Origin of the sequence: Brevibacterium metallidurans, from assembly GCF_037101285.1 — a bacterium.
Taxonomy (GTDB): domain Bacteria; phylum Actinomycetota; class Actinomycetes; order Actinomycetales; family Brevibacteriaceae; genus Brevibacterium; species Brevibacterium metallidurans.
This window is the reverse complement of the sequence record NZ_BAAAAF010000002.1, coordinates 93,067-119,154: the sequence shown is the minus strand read 5'-3', so window position 1 is coordinate 119,154 and position 26,088 is coordinate 93,067. Positions and strand designations below refer to the sequence as shown.

General features: G+C 68.3%; 23 protein-coding genes. 7 read left to right on the top strand and 16 right to left on the bottom strand.

From position 1 onward, the window contains the following. Genes AACX88_RS03170 through AACX88_RS03160 form a run of 3 tightly spaced genes read right to left on the bottom strand, consistent with a single transcriptional unit; the run spans nucleotide 1 to nucleotide 2,745 of the window. Nucleotides 1–1,233: an amidohydrolase gene (locus AACX88_RS03170; RefSeq protein WP_339391659.1), complete on the bottom strand. Its 1,233-nt coding sequence runs from the start codon at nucleotides 1,231–1,233 to the stop codon at nucleotides 1–3. 25 nt (nucleotides 1,234–1,258) lie between these two features. Beyond that, entirely contained in the window at nucleotides 1,259–1,987 is a 729-nt protein-coding gene (locus AACX88_RS03165; protein ID WP_339391658.1) for a hypothetical protein, read from the bottom strand. 11 nt (nucleotides 1,988–1,998) lie between these two features. Further along, on the bottom strand, nucleotides 1,999–2,745 hold the full coding sequence (locus tag AACX88_RS03160; RefSeq protein ID WP_339391657.1) for a DUF5058 family protein: 747 nt from the start codon (nucleotides 2,743–2,745) through the stop codon (nucleotides 1,999–2,001). A 134-nt stretch (nucleotides 2,746–2,879) separates the two neighbouring features. On the opposite strand from AACX88_RS03160, the gene AACX88_RS03155 reads away from it, so the two are divergent. After that, complete coding sequence (locus tag AACX88_RS03155) at nucleotides 2,880–3,446, top strand: maleylpyruvate isomerase family mycothiol-dependent enzyme (RefSeq protein ID WP_339391656.1); 567 nt, start codon at nucleotides 2,880–2,882, stop codon at nucleotides 3,444–3,446. 7 nt (nucleotides 3,447–3,453) lie between these two features. On the opposite strand, the gene AACX88_RS03150 is transcribed toward AACX88_RS03155, so the two are convergent. Further along, nucleotides 3,454–4,764 (bottom strand): MFS transporter, encoded by a 1,311-nt coding sequence (locus tag AACX88_RS03150; protein ID WP_339391655.1) that lies wholly within the window; start codon nucleotides 4,762–4,764, stop codon nucleotides 3,454–3,456. A 515-nt stretch (nucleotides 4,765–5,279) separates the two neighbouring features. On the opposite strand from AACX88_RS03150, the gene AACX88_RS03145 reads away from it, so the two are divergent. Beyond that, complete coding sequence (locus AACX88_RS03145; protein ID WP_339391654.1) at nucleotides 5,280–5,537, top strand: type II toxin-antitoxin system Phd/YefM family antitoxin; 258 nt, start codon at nucleotides 5,280–5,282, stop codon at nucleotides 5,535–5,537. A 36-nt stretch (nucleotides 5,538–5,573) separates the two neighbouring features. On the opposite strand, the gene AACX88_RS03140 is transcribed toward AACX88_RS03145, so the two are convergent. The 6 genes from AACX88_RS03140 to AACX88_RS03115 form a co-directional block, all read right to left on the bottom strand. Continuing rightward, the gene (locus tag AACX88_RS03140; protein WP_339391653.1) at nucleotides 5,574–7,937 is read right to left on the bottom strand and encodes an ATP-binding cassette domain-containing protein; all 2,364 of its coding nucleotides are present in this window, start codon (nucleotides 7,935–7,937) and stop codon (nucleotides 5,574–5,576) included. A 7-nt stretch (nucleotides 7,938–7,944) separates the two neighbouring features. Next, complete coding sequence (locus AACX88_RS03135) at nucleotides 7,945–8,364, bottom strand: VOC family protein (RefSeq protein ID WP_339391652.1); 420 nt, start codon at nucleotides 8,362–8,364, stop codon at nucleotides 7,945–7,947. Between the two features lies 1 nt (nucleotide 8,365). Continuing rightward, nucleotides 8,366–8,794, bottom strand: a complete 429-nt coding sequence (locus AACX88_RS03130; protein ID WP_339391650.1) for a helix-turn-helix transcriptional regulator — start codon at nucleotides 8,792–8,794, stop codon at nucleotides 8,366–8,368. A 1-nt stretch (nucleotide 8,795) separates the two neighbouring features. Next, nucleotides 8,796–10,334, bottom strand: a complete 1,539-nt coding sequence (locus AACX88_RS03125; RefSeq protein ID WP_339391649.1) for an APC family permease — start codon at nucleotides 10,332–10,334, stop codon at nucleotides 8,796–8,798. Between the two features lie 17 nt (nucleotides 10,335–10,351). Then, nucleotides 10,352–11,704: a flavin monoamine oxidase family protein gene (locus tag AACX88_RS03120; RefSeq protein ID WP_339391648.1), complete on the bottom strand. Its 1,353-nt coding sequence runs from the start codon at nucleotides 11,702–11,704 to the stop codon at nucleotides 10,352–10,354. A 94-nt stretch (nucleotides 11,705–11,798) separates the two neighbouring features. Next, nucleotides 11,799–12,815, bottom strand: a complete 1,017-nt coding sequence (locus tag AACX88_RS03115) for an SDR family oxidoreductase (RefSeq protein ID WP_339391647.1) — start codon at nucleotides 12,813–12,815, stop codon at nucleotides 11,799–11,801. Between the two features lie 85 nt (nucleotides 12,816–12,900). Between AACX88_RS03115 and AACX88_RS03110 the strand changes: the two genes are divergently transcribed. Then, nucleotides 12,901–13,863 carry a helix-turn-helix transcriptional regulator gene (locus AACX88_RS03110; protein ID WP_339391646.1) on the top strand — a complete coding sequence of 321 codons (963 nt, stop codon included), beginning with the start codon at nucleotides 12,901–12,903 and terminating at the stop codon, nucleotides 13,861–13,863. Between the two features lie 46 nt (nucleotides 13,864–13,909). On the opposite strand, the gene AACX88_RS03105 is transcribed toward AACX88_RS03110, so the two are convergent. Both AACX88_RS03105 and AACX88_RS03100 read right to left on the bottom strand, forming a co-directional pair. Beyond that, the gene (locus AACX88_RS03105) at nucleotides 13,910–14,680 is read right to left on the bottom strand and encodes a septal ring lytic transglycosylase RlpA family protein (RefSeq protein WP_339391645.1); all 771 of its coding nucleotides are present in this window, start codon (nucleotides 14,678–14,680) and stop codon (nucleotides 13,910–13,912) included. A gap of 159 nt (nucleotides 14,681–14,839) precedes the next feature. Beyond that, nucleotides 14,840–15,190 (bottom strand): hypothetical protein, encoded by a 351-nt coding sequence (locus tag AACX88_RS03100; protein WP_339391644.1) that lies wholly within the window; start codon nucleotides 15,188–15,190, stop codon nucleotides 14,840–14,842. A 55-nt stretch (nucleotides 15,191–15,245) separates the two neighbouring features. On the opposite strand from AACX88_RS03100, the gene AACX88_RS03095 reads away from it, so the two are divergent. Together AACX88_RS03095 and AACX88_RS03090 are read left to right on the top strand one after the other, a co-directional pair. Continuing rightward, complete coding sequence (locus tag AACX88_RS03095; RefSeq protein ID WP_339391643.1) at nucleotides 15,246–16,037, top strand: glycerophosphodiester phosphodiesterase family protein; 792 nt, start codon at nucleotides 15,246–15,248, stop codon at nucleotides 16,035–16,037. Nucleotides 16,038–16,085: 48 nt separating this feature from the next. Beyond that, a complete protein-coding gene (locus AACX88_RS03090; RefSeq protein WP_339391642.1) occupies nucleotides 16,086–16,427 on the top strand; it encodes an RNA polymerase-binding protein RbpA in 342 nt (113 codons plus the stop codon). Between the two features lie 86 nt (nucleotides 16,428–16,513). On the opposite strand, the gene AACX88_RS03085 is transcribed toward AACX88_RS03090, so the two are convergent. Together AACX88_RS03085 and AACX88_RS03080 are read right to left on the bottom strand one after the other, a co-directional pair. Further along, complete coding sequence (locus AACX88_RS03085; protein ID WP_339391641.1) at nucleotides 16,514–17,266, bottom strand: polyprenol monophosphomannose synthase; 753 nt, start codon at nucleotides 17,264–17,266, stop codon at nucleotides 16,514–16,516. A gap of 276 nt (nucleotides 17,267–17,542) precedes the next feature. Next, nucleotides 17,543–18,457, bottom strand: coding sequence for a metal-dependent hydrolase (locus AACX88_RS03080; RefSeq protein WP_339391974.1), 915 nt, complete (start codon nucleotides 18,455–18,457; stop codon nucleotides 17,543–17,545). 78 nt (nucleotides 18,458–18,535) lie between these two features. On the opposite strand from AACX88_RS03080, the gene AACX88_RS03075 reads away from it, so the two are divergent. Further along, on the top strand, nucleotides 18,536–20,194 hold the full coding sequence (locus AACX88_RS03075) for a 5'-3' exonuclease H3TH domain-containing protein (protein WP_339391640.1): 1,659 nt from the start codon (nucleotides 18,536–18,538) through the stop codon (nucleotides 20,192–20,194). Between the two features lie 19 nt (nucleotides 20,195–20,213). Further along, nucleotides 20,214–22,475 carry an accessory Sec system translocase SecA2 gene (gene secA2, locus AACX88_RS03070; RefSeq protein ID WP_339391639.1) on the top strand — a complete coding sequence of 754 codons (2,262 nt, stop codon included), beginning with the start codon at nucleotides 20,214–20,216 and terminating at the stop codon, nucleotides 22,473–22,475. A gap of 57 nt (nucleotides 22,476–22,532) precedes the next feature. Here the strand turns inward: secA2 and AACX88_RS03065 are convergent, their stop codons facing one another. Together AACX88_RS03065 and tatC are read right to left on the bottom strand one after the other, a co-directional pair. After that, complete coding sequence (locus AACX88_RS03065) at nucleotides 22,533–25,274, bottom strand: DEAD/DEAH box helicase (protein WP_339391638.1); 2,742 nt, start codon at nucleotides 25,272–25,274, stop codon at nucleotides 22,533–22,535. Then, complete coding sequence (gene tatC, locus AACX88_RS03060) at nucleotides 25,271–26,056, bottom strand: twin-arginine translocase subunit TatC (protein ID WP_339391973.1); 786 nt, start codon at nucleotides 26,054–26,056, stop codon at nucleotides 25,271–25,273. The genes AACX88_RS03065 and tatC overlap by 4 nt, the downstream gene beginning before the upstream one ends. Nucleotides 26,057–26,088 lie beyond the last annotated feature (32 nt).

Sequence of the window (26,088 nt, the reverse complement as noted above, 5' to 3'; positions counted from 1 at the left end):
TCACTTCCCGACCCGGCTGAGCACGGCGGTGAGCGCGGCCCGCAGACCGGTCTCCAGGGTCGTCGGCACGTCGTCGGGGGCGAAGTGCGGGGAGTGGTTGCCGGCCGGAGGTTCGGCCTTCGCGAGTCGCTCGGGGGAGTAGCCGCCGAAGAACCAGTACACCGAGGGCACGCCGAGGGCGTCGGCGAAGGCCCCGAAGTCCTCGCTGCCGGTCACGGCGGGCACGACGTGGACGTGCGCGGCCCCGAGTTCCGCCTCGGCAGCGGTGACGAACGCGGCGGTCGCATCGGGATCGTTGTAGCAGCGGGGGAACGAGTGCATCTCCTCGATGAGGGGTTCCGGGGCTCCCGAGGCCTGCGCTTCGGCCTCCACGATCCGCCGCACCCGCTCGAGCACGGTGGCTCGCACGTCCTCGTCGAAGGTGCGGATGTTGAGGGTGAGAACCGCGGAATCCGGGATGATGTTCTCCTTGAGCCCGCCGTGGAAGGTCCCGACGGTGACGACGGCGGTGTCGCGGCCGGAGATCTCCCGGGAGACGATCGACTGCAGACGGGTGATCATATAGGCGCCGAGGACGATCGGGTCGATCGCGTTCTCCGGCTGCGAGCCGTGAGCCTGTTTGCCGAGCACGGTGACCTTGAGGGAGTCGGACATCGCCATCGCGGTGCCCGAGGAGACGTAGACGTCACCGGCCTGGCCGGGCCAGACATGCTGGCCGTAGACGACCTCGGGGTGGACGACCTGTTCCCACAGTCCGTCGTCGAGCATCGCCTTCGCCCCGGCCGCGGTCTCCTCGCCCGGCTGGAAGAGGAGGACGACGGTGCCCGACCACGCATCACGGTGTTCGGTGAGCGCCCGGGCGAGGTGGAGGCCGACGGTGATGTGGGTGTCGTGACCGCAGCCGTGCATGACCGCGGTCTCCGTCCCGTCGGGCAGCACACCCTCGGCGGTCGAGGCGTAGTCGAGTCCGGTGTCCTCGGCGATCGGCAGCCCGTCGGTGTCGGCGCGGTAGGCGACGACGGGACCTTCGCCGTTCTCGATCACGGCGACGACACCGGTGCCGCCGAAGGCCTGCGGCACGAGTCCGAGGTCGGAGAGGAAGTCCGCGATCGCCCGGGACGTCTCGATCTCCTGCATCGAGAGTTCGGGGGAGCGGTGGAAGTCCTCGTAGTCGTCGACCGCCTCGGCGAGGGTGTCGGTGATCGCGGTGCGCAGTCGGGGGTTGAGCGACATGGTGTCCTTGTCTCTTCGGGTCGGGTCAGTTGATGCCGACGGCGTCGTCGCCGGATCGGGCGTCGGTGACCGCCTTGTTCCTGGTGAACCACGTGATGATGATCGTCACGATGACCACGATAGCGACGTCACCGGGAGCGAGGACGGGGACGACCGGAATGAGGACGAGGATGACCAGGGCGGCGACGGCCAGGGCGATGATCGTCGACTTCACCTGCTTCATCGAGACGATGAGCTGGACGGTGACGCCGCCGAGGATCGCCGGGAGGATGTAGAGCTGGGCGATGAGCGTGATGTCCTCGGGGATGATCGTCACCAGCCAGGTGCCGAGCACCCCGACGAAGACGACCATGGAGAAGACGTGGATGAGGGCGGCCCCGCAGATCGCCATCGTCGCCGCGTACTCGCCCTTGCGGGTGCCCGGCTTCGCCCCGATCGTGTCCTGGGCGACGATCGCCGAGGGCAGGAGCTTGTTGGCGACGTTGCCGATCATGAATGCCTGGTACATGCCCGCCGGGCCGAGGATGGGGAAGTAGGTGAGGGGTTCGACGACGTAGAAGACGCCGTAGACGGCGAAGACCGCGAGGAAGGCGCCGAGGATGTCGCCGACGCTGATGTCGGCTTTTGCGACGAAGAGGAGATAGAAGGGCACCGAGGTGGCGATGAGGAAGCCGGTGAAGAGCGTGATCGACCCCCACTTCGTCGTCGTGGCCTCGAAGGCCTCGTGGGAGGGAGAGGCGATGATGTTCGACATGGGTGCGCTCCTCAGCTCGGGGCGACGCCGAGACCGGCGTAGTGGGCGAAGTAGGCGGCGATGAGTCCGGCGAGCACGGAGATCCCCAGCGCCCATTCCTTCAGCCACGACTGGCGCAGGGTGTGGGCGAGGAACAGGCAGATCGACATGACCACAGCGGAGGCGACGATCGCGATGATGTGCGTCGGCGATTTGGGGATCTCCCGGAACGTCAGGGCGGCGAAGGCCGCGAGCAGGGCGGCTCCGGGGATGATCGACATGAGCGCCGGATTGACCTTCTCGAGCTTGTGGGAGCTGCGCTTGAAGATCGGCGTGAGGATGAGGGTCGAGAGCATCCATCCGGCACCGGAGAGGCTCATCGCCATGAGGGCGACGATGAAGACGCCGCGGGTGAACGTCTCATCGCCGAGGTTCGCGCCCATGGTCCCGGCCGCGATCGAAGCGGAGGCGACCTCGGTGGCAGCCGAACCGATGAGGCCGACGCGGACGATGACCGGGGGAGTGCCGAAGAGAGGGAGGAGGGCGACGGCGACGAGGACGACGGCGAGTGAGGGGCCGATCGCTGCGACCCCGCCGGCGCGGAAGGCCGTCGTCACCTCGGCCTGGGTCATTCCGGCGGACTCGGCGTTCTTCCGCACCGCGTTCATGTAGATGAGCGACTGGAGGACGACGACGCCCATGACAGCCATCGCGAGGATCCAGAGGACCGGCGCATTGGCCAGGGGAAGATAGTCGGCGGCGGCGCTTGCCGTGACCATGGAAGGCTCCTCACTTCGGTGTGCTCGTGAGTGCAACATAGCGCGAAACCGCCAGGAAACCCACAGCTTTCGCTCAAGTTCCCAGCAGACGAGAACGAGTCGCCGGGCCGCGCGTCGCGTGTGAGAATCGGGGCATGCTCGATCCCGTCATCGCCGTCCATCTCGACCGCGCCGAGAGGTGCTGGGCTGCGGCGCTCACCCACATGACCGAGGACGACCTCGACTGTGCGAGCGGCTGCCCGGACTGGTCGAACCGGGAGCTCGTCAACCACCTCGTCGGCGGGGGAGTGCGCTATGCGATGCTCCTGCGTCAGGAGCCGCCTGCCGAGGTCGAGGCCACCCGCGGTCGGGACCACCTCGGCGCGGATCCGCTCGCAGCGTTCTGGGAGCGCGAACGCGAGTTCCGCACCGCCGCCGCGGCGGTCGACCTGTCGGTCCCGGTCCGCCACCGGATCGGTGCGCTGCCGGGAGACCAGCTCGTGCGGATGCGGATCCTCGAACTCGCCCTCCACGCCGCCGACCTCTCCCGCGGCACGGGGTATGCGTGGCCGATCGACGACACGCTTGCGCAGTTCATGGCCGATGAGCTCGGCGATCTCATCGTCGACCTCGGCGACACCGGCGGCTACCGGCCTCCGCGCTCCGGAACCCGGGCGGGGGAGTCGGCGGCCGAACGCGTGCTGCGGATCTCGGGACGCTGAGGCTCATTCACGCGGTTCCGCGGACGCGGTCGCGGTCCCGTTCGGGATCGGCGAAGACCAAGGTGAGCGCCGCACTCACGGCCGCGGCGATCCCGAGCACCTGGAAGGCCGTGGCATAGCCGAGGCCCGGATCCGGGGCGGCGTCGACGATGAGTCCGGTGACGTACGGGCCGATGAGGCCGCCGACGGCCATGAGGGCGAGGAAGACGCCGAGGGTGCCGGCGGTCTGCCTCGGCGGGCAGATCTCCGAGACCGCGGCGTTGAACAGGGGCAGGACGACGACGCCGACGCCGTAGCCGATCGCGACGACGGCGACCGCGCCGGGCGCGCTCTGGATCTGCGGGAGGAAGAAGAGGATGCCGCCGCCGAGGATGACGCACAGCGAGGGGCCGATGATGCGGACGAACCGGGAGGACCAACCGCGGGCGAGCAGCCGGTCGGAGAGCAGGGTGCCGCCGACGAGGCTGACGAGTCCGACGAAGGAGGGGATCGCGAGCATCGAGCCGGCTTCGAGGCGGCTGTAGCCGAGGCCGACCTCGAAGTACGAGGGCAGCCAGGTGAGGACGACGGTGACGAGGGCGTAGATGCTCGCGACGAGGAGGACGCCGGTGAGGAAGGTGGGGGTGAGGATGATCCGCATCCACGGAACGCGCGGCTCCTCGTCGGGGCTCTCGACGGTCTCCTTCGTCGCCTTCGCGGGGATGTAGGGCCCGACCTCCCAGAAGCGCAGCCAGAGGAAGCACCAGAGGATGCCGATCGCAGCCATCGCGATGAGCGCGCTGCGCCAGCCGAATGTCACGGCGAGGTAGGCGAGGGCGGGGGCGAGTACGATCTTCGCCACCGAGGCGGCGGAGGCGAGCAGGGCGCCGGGGAATCCGCGGCGTTCGGTGGGATGCCACGAGTAGGCGGCGGTGTGGATGAGGGCTGAGCTCGGCCCTTCGGCGAACCCGAGGAGCATCCGGGAGGCGACGAGGACGGCGAAGGTCGCGGAGACGACGAGCGGAAGCATCGCGGCGGCCCACGCGAGGGCGAGGACGAGGAGGACCGTGCGCAGGGACAGCCACCGGTTGAGTGCGCCGGCGAAGAAGCCGCCGATCGTGAAGGCGAAGAAGAAGAGGCTGCCGACGAGGCCGATCTGGGCGGCGCTGACGCCGAGTTCGTCCTTGAGTGCTTGGGCGACGATGCCGAACGCGGCCTTGTCGCCGTAGTTGACGACGTAGAGGACGACGAGGAGCGCGGTGAGCGACCAGGCCTTGCGGCGGGATTCGGTGCCGGGCTGTGACGTCGTGGTGACAGGGGGAGAGGGCGGGAGGATCATGAGGCTTCCTTGCGTCGTGATGCATCCGACCACCGAATGTGGTCGCCGTCACAGTCACCTTATTGATCGCACGTTCGACAAGTCAATGGTTATTGCCGATTACCACGGGTGTCGTCGCAGGTGGCGAGGCGTGCACGGGCAGGTGTGAGCGCGCATCAGGGTGAACCGAGCGACCGGCAGGCGAACATGTGCCCAGTCCGACATCGGCCGCATCTTCACAGGAATGATCCTAGACAGCTTGCGGGCCGAGCTCGTGCAGATGCTCGGGAGGCGATGCCCGTGCAGCTACTCAGCCGACGAGGCGCATCGAAGCGGGGAGATGCCCGATCAGCTTAGTTAACATAATGTATATTATCGGCGTAGCCCACGATGGTGCGGGAGAGGTGGCACACGCACCGTAGCCACCGACTGATTCAATCGATGTAACCGACCGGCAGCCGACTCTCGGTGGCCTGTACGTTTCGGCAGTCATGTACATTTCAGCCAACTCGGCACACGATGGTGCTATAAGCGAAATGAGCATCAGCGATGCCCGAGCCCGACTCGCCGATGTCATCGACGAGGCCCGAATTGCGCGCGATCCCGTGTATCTGACGAGACGCGGCAACCGAGTTGCCGCAGTCGTGGGGGCCGGCGTCCTCGACCAGCTCATCGAAGACGCACAGGATCTGGCCGACCTGAGATCGGCAGCCGAAGCTCGTACTGAGATGGTGCGCGACGGAGTCGCGCCCATCCCCTGGGACCAGGTCAAGTCCGACCTCGGCCTGGCGTGACATCGGAGTGCACTCTTATCGCAACGAAGTCGCGCCTCACCGCCCGATGTACTCGCCGAGGTGGGTGGCTGTGAGTGTGGTGCCCGCGGCGACGAGCTCGGCGGGTGTGCCCTCGAAGACGATGCGTCCGCCGTCGTGCCCGGCGCCGGGCCCGAGATCGATGAGGTGATCGGCGTGGGCCATGACCGCCTGATGGTGTTCGATGACGATGACCGTGCGGCCCGAATCGACGAGGTCGTCGAGCAGCCTGAGCAGATTCGCGACGTCGGCGAGGTGAAGACCCGTCGACGGTTCGTCGAGGACGATGACCGAGGCGGCGTCCGCAGCCTTCGCCGACAGGTGGGTGGCGAGCTTGAGTCGCTGCCGTTCACCACCCGAGAGCGTTGTCAGCGGCTGGCCCAGACTGAGATAGCCGAGACCGACATCGACGAGGGTGCGGGCGATGCGCGCCGCAGCCGGCACCTTCGACTCCCCCGATGAGAAGAACTCGACCGCTGCGAGCGCCGGCATGTCGAGGACCTCGCGGATGTTCTTCCCACCCAGGGTGTACTCGAGCACCGAGGCCTGGAAGCCCTTGCCCTCGCAGACATCGCACGGCGCGGACATCCCCGCCATCACCCCGAGGTCGGAGTAGATGATCCCAGCACCGTTGCACACCGGGCACGCACCCTCGGAATTCGCACTGAACAGCGCCGGTTTGACGCCGTTGGCCTTGGCGAACGCTTTGCGCACGGGTTCGAGCATGCCCGTGTACGTCGCCGGGTTGCTCCGCCTCGAGCCCTTGATCGGCGCCTGGTCGATGAAGACGATGCCGTCACGGCCGATGAGCGAATCATGGATGAGCGTGCTCTTGCCGGACCCGGCGACACCGGTGACGACCGTGAGGACTCCCCGTGGGATGTCGACATCGATGTCCTGGAGGTTGTGCCCGTTCGCCCCCCTGATCTCGATCGTCCCAGTCTGGGTACGCGTCGAGTCCTTGAGTGAGGCCGTGAACCCGAGGTGTTCGCCCGTGAGCGTTCCCGAGGCGCGCAGTCCCTCGACCGTGCCGGTGAAGCAGACCTCTCCCCCGGCCGCACCCGCCCCGGGTCCGAGGTCGACGACGTGGTCGGCGATGCCGATGGTCTCCGGTTTGTGCTCGACGACGAGGACGGTGTTGCCCTTGTCCCGCAGCTGGAGCAGCAGCCGGTTCATCGACTCGATGTCGTGCGGGTGCAACCCGATCGTCGGCTCGTCGAAGACGTAGGTGACATCGGTCAGCGCCGAACCGAGATGCCGGACGAGTTTGATCCGCTGCGCCTCTCCCCCGGACAGCGACCCTGAGGACCGTTCGAGTGAGAGGTAGCCGAGGCCGATGTCGACGAAGGCCCGCACGGTCTCACGCAGCGATGCCACGAGCGGCTGGACCCCCGGATCGGTGATCTCGGCCAGCCACGAGTCCAGGTCCGAGATCTGCATCGCGCACACCTCGGCGATGGACTTCCCTGCCAGGTACGAGGACCGCGCGGCGGCGTTGAGCCTGGTCCCCCGGCATTCGGGGCACACGGTGAAGACGACGGCCCGGTCGACGAACTCACGGATGTGCTTCTGCATGCCGTCGCGGTCCTTGGACAGGAACGAGCGCTGGATCCGCGGGATGAGCCCGTCGTAGGTGATGTTCGTCCCATTGATGACGACCTTCTCCCCTTCGAGGTGGAGCAGGGCGCGCCGCTCCTCCCGAGTGAAGTCGCCCACCGGCTTGTCCGGGTCGAAGAGCCCGGACTCGGAGTACATGCGCACCGACCAGCCGCCGACCTTGAACCCTGGGATCGTGATGGCCCCACCGTTGACGGACTTCGTCTCGTCGACGACCTGGGTGATGTCGATGTCGGTGGCCGTGCCCATGCCCTCGCAGTGCGGGCACATGCCGCCGTTGACGGAGAAGCTGCGCCGCTCGACCTCCTTGGAATCCCCCTTCTCGATCGTCACGGCGCCTTTGCCGCTGATCGTCGCGACGTTGAAGGAGTAGGCGTTCGGGGATCCGAGGTTCGGTTCGGCCAGGCGCGAGTAGAGGATCCGCAGCTTCGCGTTGATGTCGGAGACGGTGCCCACGGTCGATCGCGGGTTCGAGCCGATGCGCTCCTGGTCGACGAGGATCGCCGTGGTCAGCCCTTCGAGGACGTCGACCTCGGGCCGGGCCATCGTCGGCATGAAGCCCTGGACGAAGGCACTGTAGGTCTCGTTGATCATCCGCTGCGACTCCGCGGCGATCGTGCCGAATACGAGCGAGCTCTTGCCCGAGCCGGAGACCCCGGTGAACACGGTGAGGCGGCGTTTGGGCACCTCGAGGGAGACGTCCTTGAGGTTGTTCTCCCGTGCTCCCCGCACACGGATGAGGTCATGGCTGTCCGCGGCGACCATGCCCGCCTCAGCCACGCTGCTGGACGCGGATGACGTTGCCGGCCGGGTCCCGGAGGGCGAAGTCACGCAGACCGTAGGGCTGGTCCATCGGCTCCTGGACGATGTCGGGACCCTTCCCCTCGATCGCGGCGAACGCCTCGTCGACGTCGGGACTCGCGAGCACGATGGCCGCATAGCTGCCCTTGGCCATGAGCGCTTCGATCGTCTCGCGTTCGGCTTCGCTGATCGTCGGGTCGACGACGGCGGGGGTGAGCACGATCGAGGTGTCCGGCTGGGATGTGGGGCCGACGGTGATCCACCGCATCTGACCCTGACCGACGTCGAGGCGGACCTCGAAGCCGAGCACGTCCCGGTAGAAGGCCACGGACTCCTCGGCGTCGACATGGGGCAGGAAACTGGCGTTGATGGTGATGTCCATGACAGCCATGCTAGTCGGCTGCGCTGCGACCGGCTTCTCGATTCCTGACCGGTCGCAGCGCATTCTTCACCACGATCGTCGGCAGGTCGAGGTCGCCGTGGACGGCACGCGCCCGGTACTCGCTCGGCGGGAGACCGACGAGCTCGGAGAACCGGGTGCTGAAGGTCCCCAGCGAGGAGAAGCCGACGGCGAAGCAGATGTCGGTGATCGACGCGTCCCCACCGCGGATGAGCGCCATCGCCCGCTCGATGCGCCGCGTCATGAGGTAGGAGTACGGGGACTCGCCGTAGGCCGCCTTGAACCGGCGGCTGAGGTGTCCGGCGGACATGTGCACTCCGGCGGCGAGCCCGGGAACGTCGAGCGGCCGGGCGAACTCCCGGTCGATCCGGTCGCGGACCCGACGCAGAGCACGCAGCTCGGCAAGACGGTCCGCGCGCACCTCACGCGTCCTTGGCCGCCACGCCCTGTCGCAGCGTCTCACCGCGGAAGAACGCGGGGTACCGGATCGCCTGGATGATCATGATGACGACGCCGAGGAGGAGGACCCCGATGCCGAGGACGAAGACAAGGCCGATGCCGAAGACCGAGGACCCCGAACCGTAGGCAGGATCGAGGGAGTCGATCGCGGTGCGGACGAAGATGACGAGCAGGGTGGCCCCGCCGATGAGCGGGAAGAGGAACCGGAAGAAGACCGTGCGGGCGGAGTTGAACAACGACTTCCGGAAGTACCACGTGCAGGCCAGACCCGTGATCCCGTAGTAGAAGCAGACCATGAGCCCGAGCGCGGTGATCGTGTCCCACAGAGCGTTCTCCGAGAGCACGCGCATGACGACGTAGAAGATGATCGCCGCGGCCGCCGAGGTGATCGTCGCCACCGACGGGGACTTGAACCGCGGGGAGACGTTGCCGTAGCGCTGCGGCAGCGCCCCGTAGTGGCCCATCGCGAGGATCGTGCGCGAGGGCGAGACCATCGTCGACTGCAGGGAGGCGAGCGAGGAGGAGAGGACGGCGATCGAGACGATGAGCGCGAAGGGGCCCATGATCGGTCCCGCGAGGGCCGCGAAGATCGATTCCTGGTTCTCCGGGTTGCCGGCGCCCAGTCCTTCGGTGCCGACACCGGCGTAGGAGATCACGGCGATCGTGCACGCGATGTAGATGACGACGATCGCAAAGATCGTCAGCATCGCTGCCCGTCCCGGGGTCTTCTCCGGGTCCTTGGCCTCCTCGTTCATCGTGATGACGGTGTCCCAGCCCCAGAAGAGGAAGATCGACAGGGACACGGCGGCTGCGACCGTCGAGAAGTCTCCGGCGGCGACCGGGTTGAACCAGTCGAGGCGCACGGGGGTCGCGTCGAAGGCGGTGCCGTTGGCGACGTGGATGAGGGCGGCGATGACGAACCAGCCGAGCGCGATGACCTGGAAGGCCACGAGCCACACCTGGATCTTCTCGGTGGCTTCGACCCCGCGGTAGGAGATCCACGCGGCGATCGCGGTGAGGGCGATGGTGATCGGGATGTTGATCCACAGCACCCGCGTGAGGTCGGCGATGGCGGGGTCGGAGAAGATCTGGCTGAGCAGGATGAAGAGGAAGTCGACGCCGACGGCGGCGAGGTTGGACAGGACGAGGACGGTCGCGGCGATCAGCCCCCAGCCGCCCATCCAGCCCAGCCAGGGACCGAAGGCGCGGGTGGCCCACGTGAAGGTCGTCCCCGAGTCCGGCATCGCCGAGTTGAGTTCGCGGTAGCCGAAGACGACGAGGAGCATCGGGACGAAGCCGATGAGGAGGATCGCCGGCGTGTGGACGCCGACCTCCGAGATCGTGGGTCCGAGCCCCGAGGTGAGGGTGTAGGCGGGGGCGATGCAAGCGATGCCGATGATCGCGCCGCCGATCGCACCGACTTTTCCTGCTGAGAGCCCCTTTGCGCTCAGTCCGGAGTCGGTGTCGATGGGGCGGTCTGGTGCGGGTGTTGCCGAGGTCATTGGCTCATCTAATCAGATCAGTGCGCGTCTGAGAGAATCGTCTCAGCCGTGGCCCGTCCGATGCGGACAGCGCCGTCGACGTGCTGGTAGCCGCGCCCGGCGATGTCGGAGCTCGCGAAGTGCAGCGGTCCCACCGGGTCGTTCTGGTACCGACCCCACCGGTGGAGCCCGCCGAGGTCGTAGCTCGTCGCGTACGCCCCCCGCGTCCATTCCTCCGCCCCGAAGTCGGAGAGGTGGAAGACCCGTGGGGTGAGCGCTTCGGGGCCGAGGAAGTCCGCGATCGCTGTGAGGATCGCCTGCTTGCGGTCCTCCTCGTCGAGCGCCCACATCGCATCGGCGTTGACGTCGGAGATGAAGCCGACGAGGGTCCCCTGCTCCTCCCCGTGGTTGGTGTTGTCGTAGACCTCCTGGACGAGACGGCCGGAGCCGAACCCTGTCCCCGAGAGTCCCTGCTCGCGCCAGAACGGCCGGTCGTAGGTGGCGTGGACTTTGATGACGAGTCCCATCGACTGGTGCTGGTGGAAGACCTGCTGGAGCCTCGGCAGGTGCGGGACGTAGGTGATCCGCGAGTAGAGGTTCGGGGGCACGGCGACGATGACGTCGGTGGCCGCGAAGTCGGCGTCGTCGGTGCTCACGACCACCTCGGCGCCGGACCAGTCGATGCGCCGGACGGGACTGTTCAGGCGCACGACCTCGGGACCGAGTTCGGCGGCGAGGAGCTGGGAGACCTGCTGCATCCCGCCGACGACCCGGCGGTCGAGGATGAAATGATCGTCGACGAGGTGGGAGAACGATCCCGCCGAGGCGGCCATGAGGACGGCTTGGAGCGCCGAGAACGCAGTGGCGGGCTTCGTGAGCATGCCGCCGGCGACGAACATGCCGATGTTCGCGCACGCGAGTTCGTCCTCCGACTGCTGCCGCAGCCAGTGGTGGAACGAGATCGCGTCGAGCTCCGCGGCATCCTCGGCGTCCCACGGGGCCTCGGCCCCGATGCGTGCGGCGAGGTCGTCGAGGAGGCCGATGAGGCGTTCCATCTCCGCCTGAGTGGCCGCGGGGACCGGGAACATGCCCCCGTCGTAGACGGTGCGGGTGCCGTCGGGGGCGATGAAGACGCTGTCGCCCTCCCGGTGGCGGGGGAAGGTCTCGAGTCCGAGTTCGCTGACGAGGTCGAGGATCGCCGTCTGATCGGGTGAGATCCACTGTCCGCCGATCTCGAACATCTGACCGTCGATGCGGTCGGTCCACGTGCGCCCGCCAACCCGGTCGCGGGCTTCAAGGACGAGGACGGACTGCCCGGCCGCCTGCAGGGTCCGCGCTGCGGTCAGCCCGGTCGGTCCTGCTCCGACGATGATGGTCTCGACTGTCTCCATGGCACTCCCCTGTCGCTGGTGCGCGTGCGCGCGTAGGACACACAGTAGCCATGCGCGCAGACCTTGGGAAGACGTCCGCGGGCATCGGCGACCGTCAGCGGAAGGCCCGTGGGTCGGCGTGAGGGTCGGTCTCCTTGGCTGCGAGGAAGCCCCACGCGTCGGGGCGTGTGCCGTCGACATCGCGCAGATCGTAGGTCTCGGCGAGGGCGAAGCTCGAAAGGGTCTGTCCCGTGAAGCGGTTCCGGTCGGGATCGGCAGCCAGGGCCACGATGCCGCGGCCGAGCAGGTGCGGGGTCTCGGAGATCGCGAAGTCGACAGGCGGCACCTCGCGGGCGGGATCGAGGGAATCTGCCATCCAGGTGTCCTCGCGCGTGTCGAAGCCCTCGAGCATCATCTCCGACCGCAGCCACCCTGGGGTGAGCGCGACCGCGGTCGCCCCGGAGTCGGCGAGTTCGTGGGAGAGGCCGAAGGCGAGCCGGCTGACGGCGGTCTTCGTCAGGTCGAGCCACACGGCCTCCCGGAAGTGGGTCGTGTTGTACTCGCTCGTGCCGTCGGTGATCTCGATGTGCAGACCGCCGGGTCGGGAGATGAGCAGCGGCAGGAGCGTCCTCGCGGTGCTGAGGTGGGTGAGGAGTCCGGCGTCGAAGAGCCGTCGGCCGGCTGCCGGGTCGGCCGTCCAGAGCTTCTCGCCCCAGGACACGTACGCCTCTCCCCCGATGTCGTTGACGAGGATGTCGATCGCCCCGCTCACCGCCTGGATCCGTCCCGCCAAGGCTGCGAGGTCCGCGTCGACGAGGTGGTCGCAGACGACGGCCTCGCCGTCTCCCCCGGCCTCGCGGATGAGGTCGAGCGTGCCCTCGATCGTCTCGGGACGTCCGTAGTCAGAGGGTCGGTCGGCGCTCGAGCGGCCGGTGCACCAGACGAAGGCGCCGGCCGCGGCGAGGTCGAGGGCGATGGCCCGTCCGGCGCCGCGCGTGGCCCCGGCCACGACGGCGGTCTTCCCCGTCAGAGGACGGTCGGTGCGAGGTGCGTCAGGCTGCAGGGATTCGGTGGGCTCTGGGTTCGTCGTCTGGGGTGTCGTAGTCTCTGGGGTCGGGTTCTCTGTACTCATGGAATGAGTCTGACCGACCATCCCTGACATCCTCTGTCAGCGCGGGAAGAACTCCTGTCAGTGGCGGCGTCTAGAGTCCGAATGTATGAAGGCTGCCCGGCTCGTCTCCGAGATCGTCGTCCTCTCCGCGCGCACGCAGCCGATCACCGCCGCAGCTCTTGCACAGAGACTTCAGGTCACCGAGCGCACGATCTACCGGGACCTCGCCGAGCTCTCGCGCATCGGCGTCCCCATCGTCACCGAGTCGGGTCCGGGCGGCGGAGTGAGTCTCCTCGGCGGCTGGACCTCGCCGCTGCAGGGACTGACGCGGGAGGAACTCGACGCCGTCCTCCTCGGATCGATCGCCGCCGGAGATCTCGGGCTCGGCGACGCTCAAGCCACCGCGCACGCGAAGATCGCGTCCGCACCGGAGGCGGACACCGACTTCGCCCGCCTCATCGTGATCGACGGCCCGGACTGGTTCTCCGCTCCGGAGGCTCCCGAGGCGCTCGGCACGATCGTCACCGCACTGCGGACTCGGCGCGGACTGTCCTTCGCCTATGTGCGTGGCGAGGCGACCAAGCGGCGCAGCGTCATCCCGCTCGGCCTCGCCGTCAAGGCCGGTCGCTGGTATGTCATCGCCCAACCGCCCGGCGGCCTGCCACGCACATATCGGGTGTCGCGGATCGCAGACGTCGGACTGCGGTGGCTGCGGGCAGTACGTCCACCGGACTTCGATCTCGGGTCCTATTGGGAGGAGGCGAAACGCGGATTCGACAGCGCCATCCGAACGATTCCGGTGACGCTGCGACTGGCTGAGGCGCACCTTCCCGACCTTTCCCGTGCGATCCCGGGACCTCTGACCGCCGAGGCGATCGCCGGGTCATGGGCGGTCGATGCGGATGGTCCTGACGGCGGGCCGATCGGCGAACTCGTCATCCTCCTCGAATCGGTCGAGGTCGCGGTGGCTCAGCTGCTCACCGTTCCCGGTGTCGAGGTGGTCTCCCCCGCCGAGGTACGCGAGAAGCTCGCACGCAGAGCGCGCGAGCTTCTCGATCGCAATGGCTGAGCGGGCCCGATGCGGGGAGGCGCCGACCCGGTGGGCGGACTAAGTCTCAGAGGACCTCGTACTTGCCCTGGATGACTCCGGCCCCGGTGCCGCCGACGGCCTTCATCGCCGCCGCGGAGAGGTCGATGCAGCGCGAACCGGAGTAGGGTCCGCGGTCGTTGATGCGCACGGTCACGGTCTTGCCGTTGGCCTTGTTCGTGACCTTGACCTTCGAGCCGAACGGCAGCGACTTGTGGGCGGCCGTGAGCTTGCTCGCATCGAAGCGCTCACCGCTCGCGGTCGGTCCGCCGTCGGTGCCGTCACCGCCGCCGTAGAACGACATCGGGCACTCCCCGGAGGTGCCGGCGGACTTGCCCGACTTCGAGGGACCGGAGTCCTCCGAGCCCGAGCTCTTCGAGGACGACTTTCCGCTGCCCGACGACGAGGACTTCGACGTCGAGGGCTTCGGCTCCGGGGCCTGGGTCTTCGTCTCGAGCGAGACCTTGCCGGGCTTCTCCTTCGCCTGGTCCTCGGCCTTCTTCAGGTTCTCATCGGCGGCCGGGCTGGCAGCGGGAACCTCGACGACGACGGGGCTCTCGGCGACGACACGGCTGTTGTTGTCCGTGGCGCCGGGGACCATCGCGAAGCTCGAACCGACGACGGCCGCGGTGGCCGCGGCGGGGACGACGAACGCCGAGAGGACGGGGCGGGACCGGACCGCGGCGAGGACGCCGCCGGCGGATGCGGGTTCCGGAGTGTGCCGACCGGAGCGCTTCTTCCCCGGCTTGAGCGCGGAGAGGATCGAACCCTTCGTCGAGGTCGAGGAGTGTTTGCCCACTGTCCGTCCTTCGTGTCGATGAGCGGCACAGTGCTGACCGTGCCTCAAGTTATCGGATCGTTACCAGAGGACAGTCTAGTTAACAAACTGTTACATTTCCACCGCGGCACGCGAAGAGGACGAGAGGTCGCTCACATGTTGAGCATCTCGCCGACGCTCTCAGCGCGGATCGGGATCCTTCGGGTCCTTCTTCGAGACCTTGTCGATGAGGCGGCGCACACCGTCGGCACCGGTCGTCACCGTCTCCTGAGCCTTGTCGAAGGCGCGCTCGACCTTGCCGCTGCGCACGGCCTCGTCGATCGCGTGGGACACATTGCCGAGCGCCTTGTTCACGCCTGCTTCGGTGGCTTCGATGAGCCGCGACCCCTTCGCCGCCTCGCGCACATTCCTCACCCCGCTGCTCGCAGCGCCGTAGGCGCGACCAGCTGCGGACCGTGCCCGCTGGGTCGGGGTCCGTTTGGTGGAATCGATGACGAAGTCGGGTTCGAGGGGCTCTTCTTCTCGGCTCATGCCTCCATCGTTGTCGACGCGGTTCGCGATTTCAACAGGAGCCTAGGATTGGACCATGAATTCCCAGCCCGAGGTCATCGCCCACCGCGGCGGTCGCTGGCCGGAGACGAGCGAGAACACTCTGGCCGCCTTCACCCTCGCCGCCGAGGCGGGGGTGGGGTGGATGGAGACCGACGTCCATGCCTCTTCCGATGGGGTGCTCTTCGCCGCGCACGACGCCGATCTGTCCCGCATCGCCGGCCGCCCCCACCTCATCCGCGAACTGTCGGCGGCCGAACTCGATCGGCTCGACCTCGTCGACGGCGGGCGCCTGCCCCGCCTCGGCGCGCTCTTCGACGCCCTGCCGCACGTCGAGTGGAACATCGACGTCAAATCCCCGGTCTCGATCGCCGCGATGATCCGCTTCGTCCGGGCCCGCCGGGTCGAGGACCGCCTGCGCCTCGCGTCGTTCTCGGATACGACGCTTACCCGGCTACGGCGAGCTCTGCCCGGGGTGCGCACCTCGGCGGGAACCGGGGAGACGGCACGGTTCGCAGCGGGTGCCCTGCCGTTTCTGCCTGCCCGCGGACTCCTCCGCCTCCCGCCGGGACTCGACGCCCTCCAGGTCCCGATGCGCTGGAAGCGAGTGCCTGTGGTCACCGCGGATTTCGTCGACCGCGCCCACCGGATCGGACTCGCGGTGCACGTGTGGACGATCGACGACCCCGCGGACATGGTCGAACTCGCCCGCCTCGGCGTCGACGGGATCGTCACCGACGAGGTGCGGCTGGCCCAGACGACACTGTCATCCCTCACCGGGTTGTCAGCCGGGATCCCGGGGCGGAAGGGGAATAGCCGAAGACGGTAGACTGTTGCCTTTGTACGGTCTCGGCAGTCGCGTCGGAAGGGAAGAGATATGAGCGAACGCAGTCTCCGCGGAACGCAGTTGGGCTCGCGCAGCCTCGAGTCGGAGGAGGGCGTCGAGCCCGCGCCCCGACAGATGGTCGAATTCGAATGCGAGGACGGCACCCGGTTCAAGGTTCCGTTCTCGATCGAAGCGGAAGTCCCCTCGACATGGGATTCGGGCATCCACGGCATCGGTGTGCGCGTCGGCGTCAACGAACCCGACGGGGAACCCGAGAAGCACGTGCGCTCGCACTGGGACATGCTCCTCGAGCGCCGGTCCTTCGACGAACTCCAGGTCCTCCTCGACGAGCGCCTGGCGATTCGCCGCGGTGAGGTTCCCGCGAACAGCTGATATTCCACACACACGAGGGGTGCCGGTCGATCGACCGGCACCCCTCGTGCTGTCTGCCGACTCTGTGTCGGCTGCCGCTGCTCCGGTCAGGCTCTCCTGCGGCCGAGCAGGCTCTTGAGCTGGCGTCCGCGTCGGGCCAGACCCCACCCCGCGACCTTCGTGAAGGCCTCGGAGATGATCGAGGAGCTCATCTTCGACTCCCCCAGTTCGCGTTCGACGAAGACGATGGGGACCTCGAGGACGCGGAACCCGGCATCGACCGTGCGGCCGGTCATGTCGATCTGGAAGCAGTAGCCCTGGGACTGCACCCCTGAGAGGTCGAGGGATTCGAGGACGACCCTCCGGTAGGCGCGGAACCCGGCCGTGGCATCGCGCACACCCAGGCCCATCGCCGCATCGACGTAGAGGTTCGCGCCGCGGGAGAGGAGGAAGCGCGAGCGCGGCCAGTCGACGATCGCCCCGCCGCGCACCCACCGGGAGCCGATGACGAGGTCGGCCTCGTCCGCGAGGGCCGGCGCAAGCAGCTGACCGAGGTCGAGGGGACGATGGGAGCCGTCGGCGTCGAACTCGCAGATGATCTCGTAGTCGCGCTCGAGCGCCCACGCGAAACCGGCGATGTAGGCCATGCCGAGCCCGGACTTCTCACTGCGATGGAGGACATTGACCCGCGGGTCGCTCGCGGCGAGTTCGTCGGCCCACTGCCCCGTGCCGTCCGGGGAGCCGTCATCGACGACGAGGACGTCGACTGCGGGCTGATGCTCGAAGAGACCGGCGAGGGTCACGGGCAGGGCAAGCCGTTCGTTGTATGTGGGGATGACGACGAGGATCTTTGGAATCACGGCCCCCACCCTACGCCCGCACAGGGGGAAACAATGAGCCGACACCCCCGCCTTCGGACCACGATGTGCCGGGCATCACAGCCGCAGAGCACAGCGAGTTATCTAATGACAGGAGCGTCGGCTCCATCCCACGCGCGGTGGAATGTCAACGACGAATCTAATCGCACTTGAGCTTCAGGCAAAATCACTCTCACCTGGGAGAATGGTCGAAATCGCAGGTGAGGGGCAAGTTACCGGAGCGAAAAAACTTTCACTCATCGGCGTGTCGGATCGACATCAGCCCACGCGTGTGGGAAGCGCCACGTCGGCAGCGAGCTCCGGCAGTCCCGGAGTCCCCGACCGGGGGTCGGTGCTCCAGGCAGCGACTCGGGCGTCGGCGACCTGGACGACGAGCCGCTCGACGCTCCAGCGCACGAAGTCGGCGTCGGCTCCGGGGCGCAGCACCCCGCCCTCGGGATTGCCGGCGGCACGATGGGCGAAGCGGGTCGCGGCATTGAAGGCCGCGCGCGCTCCGATCCCGTCGGAGCCGAGGACCGCCGAGCGGACGCTGCCCCACGGCGAGTCGTCGCCGAGTGCCAGGGAGACCTGTGCACCGGCCGAGAGCAGCGCCGCCAAGGGCTGGTCGCGGCCGGGATCGAGGGTGACGGCGATCCCCGACCGACCGAGCGCCTCGACGCTCTCGGCGGGGACGGGGAAGTCGAGCAGCAGACGGTAGCCCCACCGCTGCGCGTGCGCCGGGGACTCGCTCAGCCGGTCGAGCACGGCGGCGAGCTCAGACGGTGTCGAGACGACGAGGTAGAGCGAGGTCTCGGGCAGGGTGTCGAGACCGACCAGCGCAGCTGCCGGCAGCCAGGCCCGCTCCCCGCCCGCAGCGAGATCCGGATAGCCGATGATCCGCAGCTCGTCGGGGGCCTGTGCCGAGAAGCGCTCGATCGCGGCCGGGTCGCCGAGCACGTGGACGTGCATGATCCCGCGGGCGTGGAGGTCTGCCGCGGTGGGCGCATCCGGACCGAGCACGAGCCCGGCATGGACGAAGCCGGGGGCGAGGAAGTCCCCGCCGAGGTCGGCCGCGGCCGGGTCGAGGGCGAGGGCCGCCTCGTCCGAACCGATGAAGCTCACGGTCCCATCCGCGGTGCCCAGGGCAGTCGCGAAGGGGTCGGCGCTGCTGTAGACGTCTCCGCCGTAGTACATATTCACAGCCGACAGGCTACACCTGCTCACGACCTGCGCGCGCATCCGCGTCAGGAGTCTCGGGTAGGGTCGGGGACTGTGAAGCCTTTGGTACTCGTCGACACGCCCGCGCTCTACTACCGCGCCTTCTATTCGGTGCCGGACTCGATCGTCAACGATGAGGGTCAGCCGGTCAACGCGGTCCGCGGAGTCCTCGACGCGATCGCCCAGATGATCCGCCGCTTCTCCTCCGCCCGGGTCGTCGCGACGATGGACGCCGATTGGCGCCCGGCGTTCCGCACCGCGATCATGCCCGAGTACAAGGCCGCCCGCATCAAGGACGAGGAGGCGGGCACCGAGATCCCACCGGAGCTCGACGCCCAGCTGCCGATCCTGCGGGCCGTGCTCACTGCCGCAGGCATTCCCATCGCCGAGGCGGACGGCACCGAGGCCGACGACGTCATCGCGACGATGGCGGCCGAGTCGACCACCCCCGTCGTCATCGTCTCCCCCGACCGCGACCTTCTCGCCCTCCTCGACGCCGACCGTGACGTCAGCGTCCTGCGCCCCCGCAAAGGCGGCGAATGGGAGGCGATCACCGCGGCCGACCTGCCGGAGCTCTACGGCGTCGAATCGGGCATCCGCTACCGTGAGCTCGCCGCCCTGCGCGGGGACCCCTCCGACGGCCTTCCCGGTGCGGCGGGGATCGGGGAGAAGACCGCTGCCACCCTGCTGACGAACTTCGGGACGCTCGCGGGAATCGTCTCCGCGGCCAAGGCCGGAGTGAAGACCGGCGGTCTGAGCCCGAAGCGCGCGACGACGATCGTCGACTCCGAGGAGATGCTCGCCCGCACCGTCGAGGTCATGACGTGCCTGACCGACGTCGACCACGGCATCGCCCTCGACTCACTCCCCAGGTCCCTCGACGCCGCTGCGCTCGAGACTGCGGCCCACGGGCAGAACATCGCCCGCTCGGTCGACAACCTGCTCGCCGCCCTCGACAGCGCCGGCGTCACAGCCTCCCCGGACACCGGGGAACGCCCCGGCGCAGAAGTGCCGTGGCCCCAGGCCCGGCTCATCGGCTTCGACCTCGAGACCACCGGGGTCGACCCCGACACCGCGCGCATCGTCACCGCCGCCCTCGTCGAGGAGCCCGACCGGGTGGAGATGTGGCTGGCCGATCCCGGCGTCGAGATCCCCGAGGCCGCCCGCGCCGTCCACGGCATCACGACGGAGTACGCGCAGGCAAACGGCGCCCCGGCCGTCGAGGTCGTCACCGCCCTGTGCACCGCGCTGGCCGGGTTCCGCGACGAAGGTGCCGTCGTCGTCGGCCACAACATCGTCTACGACCTGAGCGTCCTCGACGCCGAGGTGCGCCGGCACCGGCCCGACCTCGAGCTGCGGGCACTGCTGCCGGCGATCGTCGACACCTTCGTCCTCGACCGGCAGGTCGACCGGTACCGGAGAGGCAAGCGCACGCTCACGGCCACCGCCGAAGCGTGGGGCGTGGACCTCCTCGACGCCCACGATGCCGCCGCCGACGCGCGCGCGGCCCTGGACATCTCCCGAGCATTGGCCATGAAGTCGACGGAAATCGCCGCACTCACGGGACCGGAGATCATGGCCGCCCAGGGCGAATGGAAACGCGCTCAGGCCGCCGATCTCCAGGCATTCCTGCGCCGGAAGGGAAACGCCGACGCCGTCGTCGACGGATCCTGGCCGATCGCCGACGAGGATAGACTTCAGTCGCGACCCTAACGACGTAAAGGACGATGAATTGGGACTCTTCTCCCGTTTGCTCAACCGCCCCGGCGCCCAGGCCGAGAAGGCCACAGGATGGTTCGAGAAGGCCACGGCCCAACTCGACGAGGCGGCCCGCGAGTTCGCTGATCTCAGCGACGCCGAACTCACCGAGGCGGCCGCCGAGGTCTTCGCGACCGGCACGGCTCGTGAGACTCTCGTCCGCTACGCCGCACTCGCGCGGGAGGCCGCGGAGCGCACCCTGGGCGAACGCGCGTACGACACGCAGCTCATAGGACTCATCGGCCTCCTCCAGGGCCACATCGTGCAGATGGCCACCGGTGAGGGCAAGACCCTCGTCGGGGCGCTCGCGGCAGCCGGCTACGCCCTCCAGGGCCGCCGCGTCCACGTCGTCAGCGTCAACGACTACCTCGCGGTGCGCGACCGCACGTGGATGCACCCGGTCTTCGACCTCCTCGGCGTGTCGTCGGCGGCGATCTCGGCGGTCCAGGACGACGACCATCGACGTGAGTCGTACCGGGCGGAGGTCGTCTACGGTTCGGTCACCGAGGTCGGCTTCGACGTCCTCCGCGACCGCTTCGTCCTCGACGATGACGACATCCGCGTCACCGACCGCGACGTCGTCATCGTCGACGAAGCCGACTCGGTGCTCATCGACGAGGCCCGCGTCCCCCTCGTCCTCGCCGGCTCCTCGAGCATCGAGGACGGCAACGAGCGCATCGCCGCCCTCGTCGAGACCCTCACCCCGGACACCGACTACGAGATCAGCCCCGACCGCCGTGCCGTCTCCCTCACCGATGCGGGCGTCACCCGGGTCGAGGAGGAGCTCGACGTCGAACTCTACGGCAACGGCGCCGCCGACCTCGCCGCCGTCAACCTCGCCCTCTACGCGAAGGCCCTGGTCAAACGCGACATCGACTACCTCGTCGTCGACGGACGCATCAAGCTCATCTCCGCCTCCCGCGGACGCGTCGCCGAACTCCAGCGCTGGCCAGACGGCCTCCAGGCCGCCGTCGAAGCGAAGGAGAAGCTCGCGACCACCGAGAGCGGCGAGATCCTCGACCAGATGACCGTCGAAGAGCTCATCCACGGCTATGCGACGGTGTGCGGGATGACCGGCACGGCGCTGGCCGTCGGCGATGACCTGCGGGAGTTCTACGACCTCGAGATCGTGCCCGTCGACACGCACCTGCCCGTCGTCCGCGAGGACGAAGCCGACCGCCTCTACACGTACCAGGAGTCGAAGGAGCGGGCGATCGTCGAGGAGGTCGTGGACAACCATGCGAAGGATCGTCCCGTGCTCATCGGCACCTCCTCGGTCGCCGAGAGCGAATCCCTGGCCCAGCGCCTGACCGAACGCGGCGTCGAGGTCGCCGTCCTCAACGCGAAGGACGACTCCGCGGAAGCCGAGATCATCGGCGCGGCCGGTCGGCCAGGCGCCGTGACCGTCTCGACGCAGATGGCCGGGCGCGGCACGGACATCCGGCTCGCCGACGACTCCGTCGCCGAGGCCGGTGGTCTGCTCGTCATCGGCGCCGGACGCTACCCATCCTCCCGCCTCGACGATCAGCTGCGCGGACGTGCGGGCCGGCAGGGCGACCCGGGCACCTCGGTGTTCTTCACCAGCCTCGAGGACGAACTCCTCACCCGGGTGCCGGAGATCCAGCGCTTCGTCTCCGAAGGCGACGAGACCGGATGGATCGATTCGAAGCGGGCGCTCACCCTCGTCGAGCACGCCCAGCGCATCGCCGAGGGCCAGAACACGGCCCTGCACCGCGACACGTGGCGCTTCAACGAGCTCATGGCCAAGCAGCGCGAACTCGTCCTCGCCCGGCGCAGAGAGCTGCGGACGGACGACGCGGCGATCACCGAACTCAAGGACCGCCTCGGTGAGAAGGCCGAGGAGCTGGCCGAAGCGCACTCCCCCGAGGTCGTCGACGAGAGCCTGCGGGAGGTCCTGCTCTTCCACCTCGACGCCCGCTGGGTCGACCACCTCGCGTTCCTCAACGACCTGCGTGAGGGCATCCACCTGCGCACCTTCGCCAAGGAGAAGCCGCACGAGGCGTTCAACACGGAGTCGATCCGCGTGTTCTCCTCGTTCTGGTCCGATGTCCTCGACGACTCCGTGACCACCGTCGAGGAGGCCGAGTTCACCGCCGACGGCATCGACCTCGTCTCCCACGGGCTCAAACGCCCGTCGTCGACGTGGACCTACCTGACGACGGAGAACGCGTTCGGCTCCGACATCGAGAACATCGTCAAACGCATCCGCCGCTGAGGCACCGACGCCGGGCGGGCGACGGGCAGGCTCTGCGCCGCAGCCCTGCCCGCAGGCTCAGGTGTCGGCGACGACGCCGCGGCGCACGGCTTCGATCGTGCGCCGGATGCGCACGGCCGTCTCCGGCGGGCACACCTCGGCGACCTGACCGAGCAGGTCGAGGGTCTGCTTCGCCCAGCGGACGAAGTCGCCGGCGGCTATGTCGGTGCCCCGCAGCGACTCGGCGAGGTTCTTGCCCTCCGTCCACCGGAACATCGGGACGAAGAGGCCCCGGTCGGGTTCCGGGGTGGGGGTGAGCGCATGCTGCTCTTCGAGCCGGAAGAGCTCCCGCCACAGGTCGATCGCCTCATCGCCTGCGACCTTGAGGTCACGGCTCGGGGCGCGCTCGGCGTGGAAGCTCTCGCTGCGCCTGGCCTGGTAGACGAAGCACGAGGCGAAGGCTGCGAGTTCGGGTTCGGTGAGCCGATCCCAGAGTCCTGCCCGCACCGTGAGCGCGACGAGGAGGTCCCGCTCACCGTAGATGCGGCGGAGCATGTCGGCGTGCTCGGGATCGAAGCCGAGGGTAGACAGCACCTCCTGCACGCGTTCGAAGACGAGGGCGATCGACGTCGTGCGGCCCTCGATGCGCTTGATCAGGGACGCGTTCTCCTTCTCGAGCTTCGCCGCCCGATTCGCCCACCGGGCGTGCATCTCCCGATCCGGGCAGTCATGGCACGGATGGGCGCGCATGCGCGCGGTGAGTTCGGACACGGATGCGCTCACCCCGCCGGGGGTCTGTCGGGACACCCAGCGGACGTCGCGGTCGACGCGGCCGTCGGCGACCGCCTCGGCGAGGATCCCCAGCAGCGCCCGCCGGTCCGCGGCCTGCCGATGGTTGAACTTCTTCGGGACCTTGATCCGGCCCATGGGCGCCACCGGTTGGGTCACCTCGTGGGGGCGCAGATGCCAGACCTTGCCCTGCTCGGTGAGCACGGTGGGCAGACGTGAGACCCCGTCGCGGGAGGACATCGGGGCGATGATCACGGCTGTTCCCTCGACCCGACGGGCGGGCAGGGTGATGACGTCGCCGACCTTGAGCGCCGACAGCGATTCGACGATCTCACGCTGCCTGACCTTCGTCTTCGTCTGCGTCTCCTGCTTCTCCGTCTCCGAGATCTCCCGGCGCAGGGCCGCGTACTCCGCGAAGTCGCCGCGGTCGCAGTGCATCGACTTCTCATACGCGGCGATCGTCGCCTCGTTCTTGCGCACCTTCCGGGCGAGCCCGACGACGGCCTTGTCGGCCTGGAACTGGGCGAACGATGTCTCGAGCACCTTCGCGGCATCGGCCGGGCTCATCCGCGAGAGCAGATTGGCCGTCATGTTGTACGTGGGGCCGAAGGCCGAACCGAGCGCGTACGACCGGTTCGAGGCGAGCCCGGCGACTTCGCTGATGTCCATCGTCGGATGCCACACGACGACGGCGTGGCCGATCCGGTCGATGCCGCGCCGGCCCGCCCGCCCGGTCAGCTGCGTGTACTCCCCCGGCGTGATCGAGACGTGGGCTTCGCCGTTGAACTTCACGAGCTTCTCGAGCACGACGGTGCGGGCGGGCATGTTGATGCCCAGCGCCAGCGTCTCCGTGGCGAAGACGACCTTGATGACCCCGGCGGAGAACAGCTCCTCGACGAGTTCCTTGAACTGCGGGATCATCCCCGCATGGTGGGCGGCGACGCCGAGGAGGAGGCCTTCGCGGAACGAATGGTAGCCGAGGATGCCGAGGTCCTCGGCCGGCAGCTCCTCGCGCAGTCGCTCGAGGGCGGCATTGACGATGACCTTGTCCTCGCGCGAATTGAGGTCGGCGCCCGTGGCGATGTACTGCTCGACGGCTTCGTCGCAGCCGTTGCGGGAGAAGATGAACATGATCGCCGGCAACATCCCCGCCTCGGCGAGGGAGGCGACGATCTGGGTGCGGCTGGGACGCCGGAACCGCGACCGGGCGCCCTTCTCCCGCTTCGACCGCGGGCCGCCGTACGTGCGGGTCGCATGCGTGAGCGCCGGGTCGATGCGCTCGGAGTCCTGGTGGGTGAACAGGTCGTACATCCGATGCCCGACGAGAGCATGGTTGACCAGCGGCACGGGTCGGTGCGAGGTCGAGATCACCGTGGTCGGCCCGCGCACCTCGCGCAGCCATGCGCCGAACTCCTCGACGTTGGACACGGTCGCGGACAGGGAGACGACCTGGACGCGTTCGGGAAGGTGGATGATCACCTCTTCCCACACGGGTCCGCGGAAGCGGTCGGCGAGGTAGTGCACCTCGTCGAGGACGACGAAGCCGAGGTCGGTCAGTCCCCCCGGATCGTTGTAGAGCATGTTCCGCAGGACCTCGGTGGTCATGACGATGATCGGCGCATCCCGGCGGATCGTCGTGTCCCCGGTGAGCAGGCCGACGTTCTCCTCCCCGTGCACGGCCACGAGGTCGGCGAACTTCTGGTTGCTCAGTGCCTTGATCGGGGTGGTGTAGAAGACCCGGGTGCCCGCGTCCATCGCGAGGTCGACGGCGAATTCGGCGATGATGGTCTTGCCCGCGCCCGTCGGGGCGGTGACGAGGACATCCTTGCCCTCCTGAAGCTCGGTGCACGCCTGGATCTGGAAGTCGTCGAGGTCGAAGTCCGTGCGGGCGAGGAAGCGACCCAGCGGGGTCTGCTCCCGTTCGGCACGGGCCCGGAACTGCGCATAGGCCTCAGCGGGGCTGAGCGCCTCGGCCGAGCCCACCGCCTCGGAGCCGGCGGGATCGATGTCGGTGCCGGCACGCTTGGTCATGGATTCCTCTTCTCGGGTTCGTCGAGCTCCTCGGGGTCGACCCACAGGCCCTGGGCGACGAGCTTGCGCCTGCGCCTGCGGTCGTTCAGCACGCACACGCCCCACGCGAGGCAGAACAGGGTGATCATGGGGATGACGAGGAAGAACATCGACATCGCATCGGGGGTCGGGGTGGCGATCGCGGCGAAGACGAAGACGATCATGACGATGATCCGCCACGACTTGCGGATCCGCGTCGCCGAGAGGATGCCGAGCATGTTCAGTCCCACCATGAGCACGGGCAGGACGAAGGCGATGCCGAAGACGACGATGATGATCATGACGAACGTCAGGTAGTCCTGGGCGGGGATGATGTTCGTCGCCCCCTGCGGGGTGAACGAGGTCAGGGCCTTCACCGCGTTGGGCAGGGCGAAGAACGCCATCGCGGACCCGGCGAGGAAGAGCGGGACGGCGGCGCCGAGGAACCCGAACGAGTAGCGCTTCTCCTTGCTCGTCAGGCCGGGGACGACGAACGCCCACACCTGGTAGAGCCAGATCGGACACGAGATGAAGAGCCCGATGAAGAGGGAGAGCTTGATCTTCATGTCGAACGGGGAGGCGACTCCGGCGAAGTTGATCTCCGCCATCCGGCCCGTCGAGTCGTTGATCGTGCGGATCGGCTCCTGGAGGATGTCGAGGACCGGATCGTAGAGGAACCAGCCGCCCACGGCGCCGAGGACGATCGCGATCGCTGCGATGAAGAACCGATTGCGCAGTTCGACGAGGTGCCCCATGACGGGCATCCTCTTCTCAGGGTTCTTCTTCCTCGAGGTCT

Coding starts and splice junctions, on each gene's coding strand:
- AACX88_RS03170 (WP_339391659.1), bottom strand. CDS start 1,233: ATGTCGCTCAACCCCCGACTGCGCACCGCGATCACCGACACCCTCGCC.
- AACX88_RS03165 (WP_339391658.1), bottom strand. CDS start 1,987: ATGTCGAACATCATCGCCTCTCCCTCCCACGAGGCCTTCGAGGCCACG.
- AACX88_RS03160 (WP_339391657.1), bottom strand. CDS start 2,745: ATGGTCACGGCAAGCGCCGCCGCCGACTATCTTCCCCTGGCCAATGCG.
- AACX88_RS03155 (WP_339391656.1), top strand. CDS start 2,880: ATGCTCGATCCCGTCATCGCCGTCCATCTCGACCGCGCCGAGAGGTGC.
- AACX88_RS03150 (WP_339391655.1), bottom strand. CDS start 4,764: ATGATCCTCCCGCCCTCTCCCCCTGTCACCACGACGTCACAGCCCGGC.
- AACX88_RS03145 (WP_339391654.1), top strand. CDS start 5,280: ATGAGCATCAGCGATGCCCGAGCCCGACTCGCCGATGTCATCGACGAG.
- AACX88_RS03140 (WP_339391653.1), bottom strand. CDS start 7,937: ATGGTCGCCGCGGACAGCCATGACCTCATCCGTGTGCGGGGAGCACGG.
- AACX88_RS03135 (WP_339391652.1), bottom strand. CDS start 8,364: ATGGCTGTCATGGACATCACCATCAACGCCAGTTTCCTGCCCCATGTC.
- AACX88_RS03125 (WP_339391649.1), bottom strand. CDS start 10,334: ATGACCTCGGCAACACCCGCACCAGACCGCCCCATCGACACCGACTCC.
- AACX88_RS03120 (WP_339391648.1), bottom strand. CDS start 11,704: ATGGAGACAGTCGAGACCATCATCGTCGGAGCAGGACCGACCGGGCTG.
- AACX88_RS03115 (WP_339391647.1), bottom strand. CDS start 12,815: ATGAGTACAGAGAACCCGACCCCAGAGACTACGACACCCCAGACGACG.
- AACX88_RS03110 (WP_339391646.1), top strand. CDS start 12,901: ATGAAGGCTGCCCGGCTCGTCTCCGAGATCGTCGTCCTCTCCGCGCGC.
- AACX88_RS03100 (WP_339391644.1), bottom strand. CDS start 15,190: ATGAGCCGAGAAGAAGAGCCCCTCGAACCCGACTTCGTCATCGATTCC.
- AACX88_RS03095 (WP_339391643.1), top strand. CDS start 15,246: ATGAATTCCCAGCCCGAGGTCATCGCCCACCGCGGCGGTCGCTGGCCG.
- AACX88_RS03090 (WP_339391642.1), top strand. CDS start 16,086: ATGAGCGAACGCAGTCTCCGCGGAACGCAGTTGGGCTCGCGCAGCCTC.
- AACX88_RS03080 (WP_339391974.1), bottom strand. CDS start 18,457: ATGTACTACGGCGGAGACGTCTACAGCAGCGCCGACCCCTTCGCGACT.
- AACX88_RS03065 (WP_339391638.1), bottom strand. CDS start 25,274: ATGACCAAGCGTGCCGGCACCGACATCGATCCCGCCGGCTCCGAGGCG.
- tatC (WP_339391973.1), bottom strand. CDS start 26,056: ATGCCCGTCATGGGGCACCTCGTCGAACTGCGCAATCGGTTCTTCATC.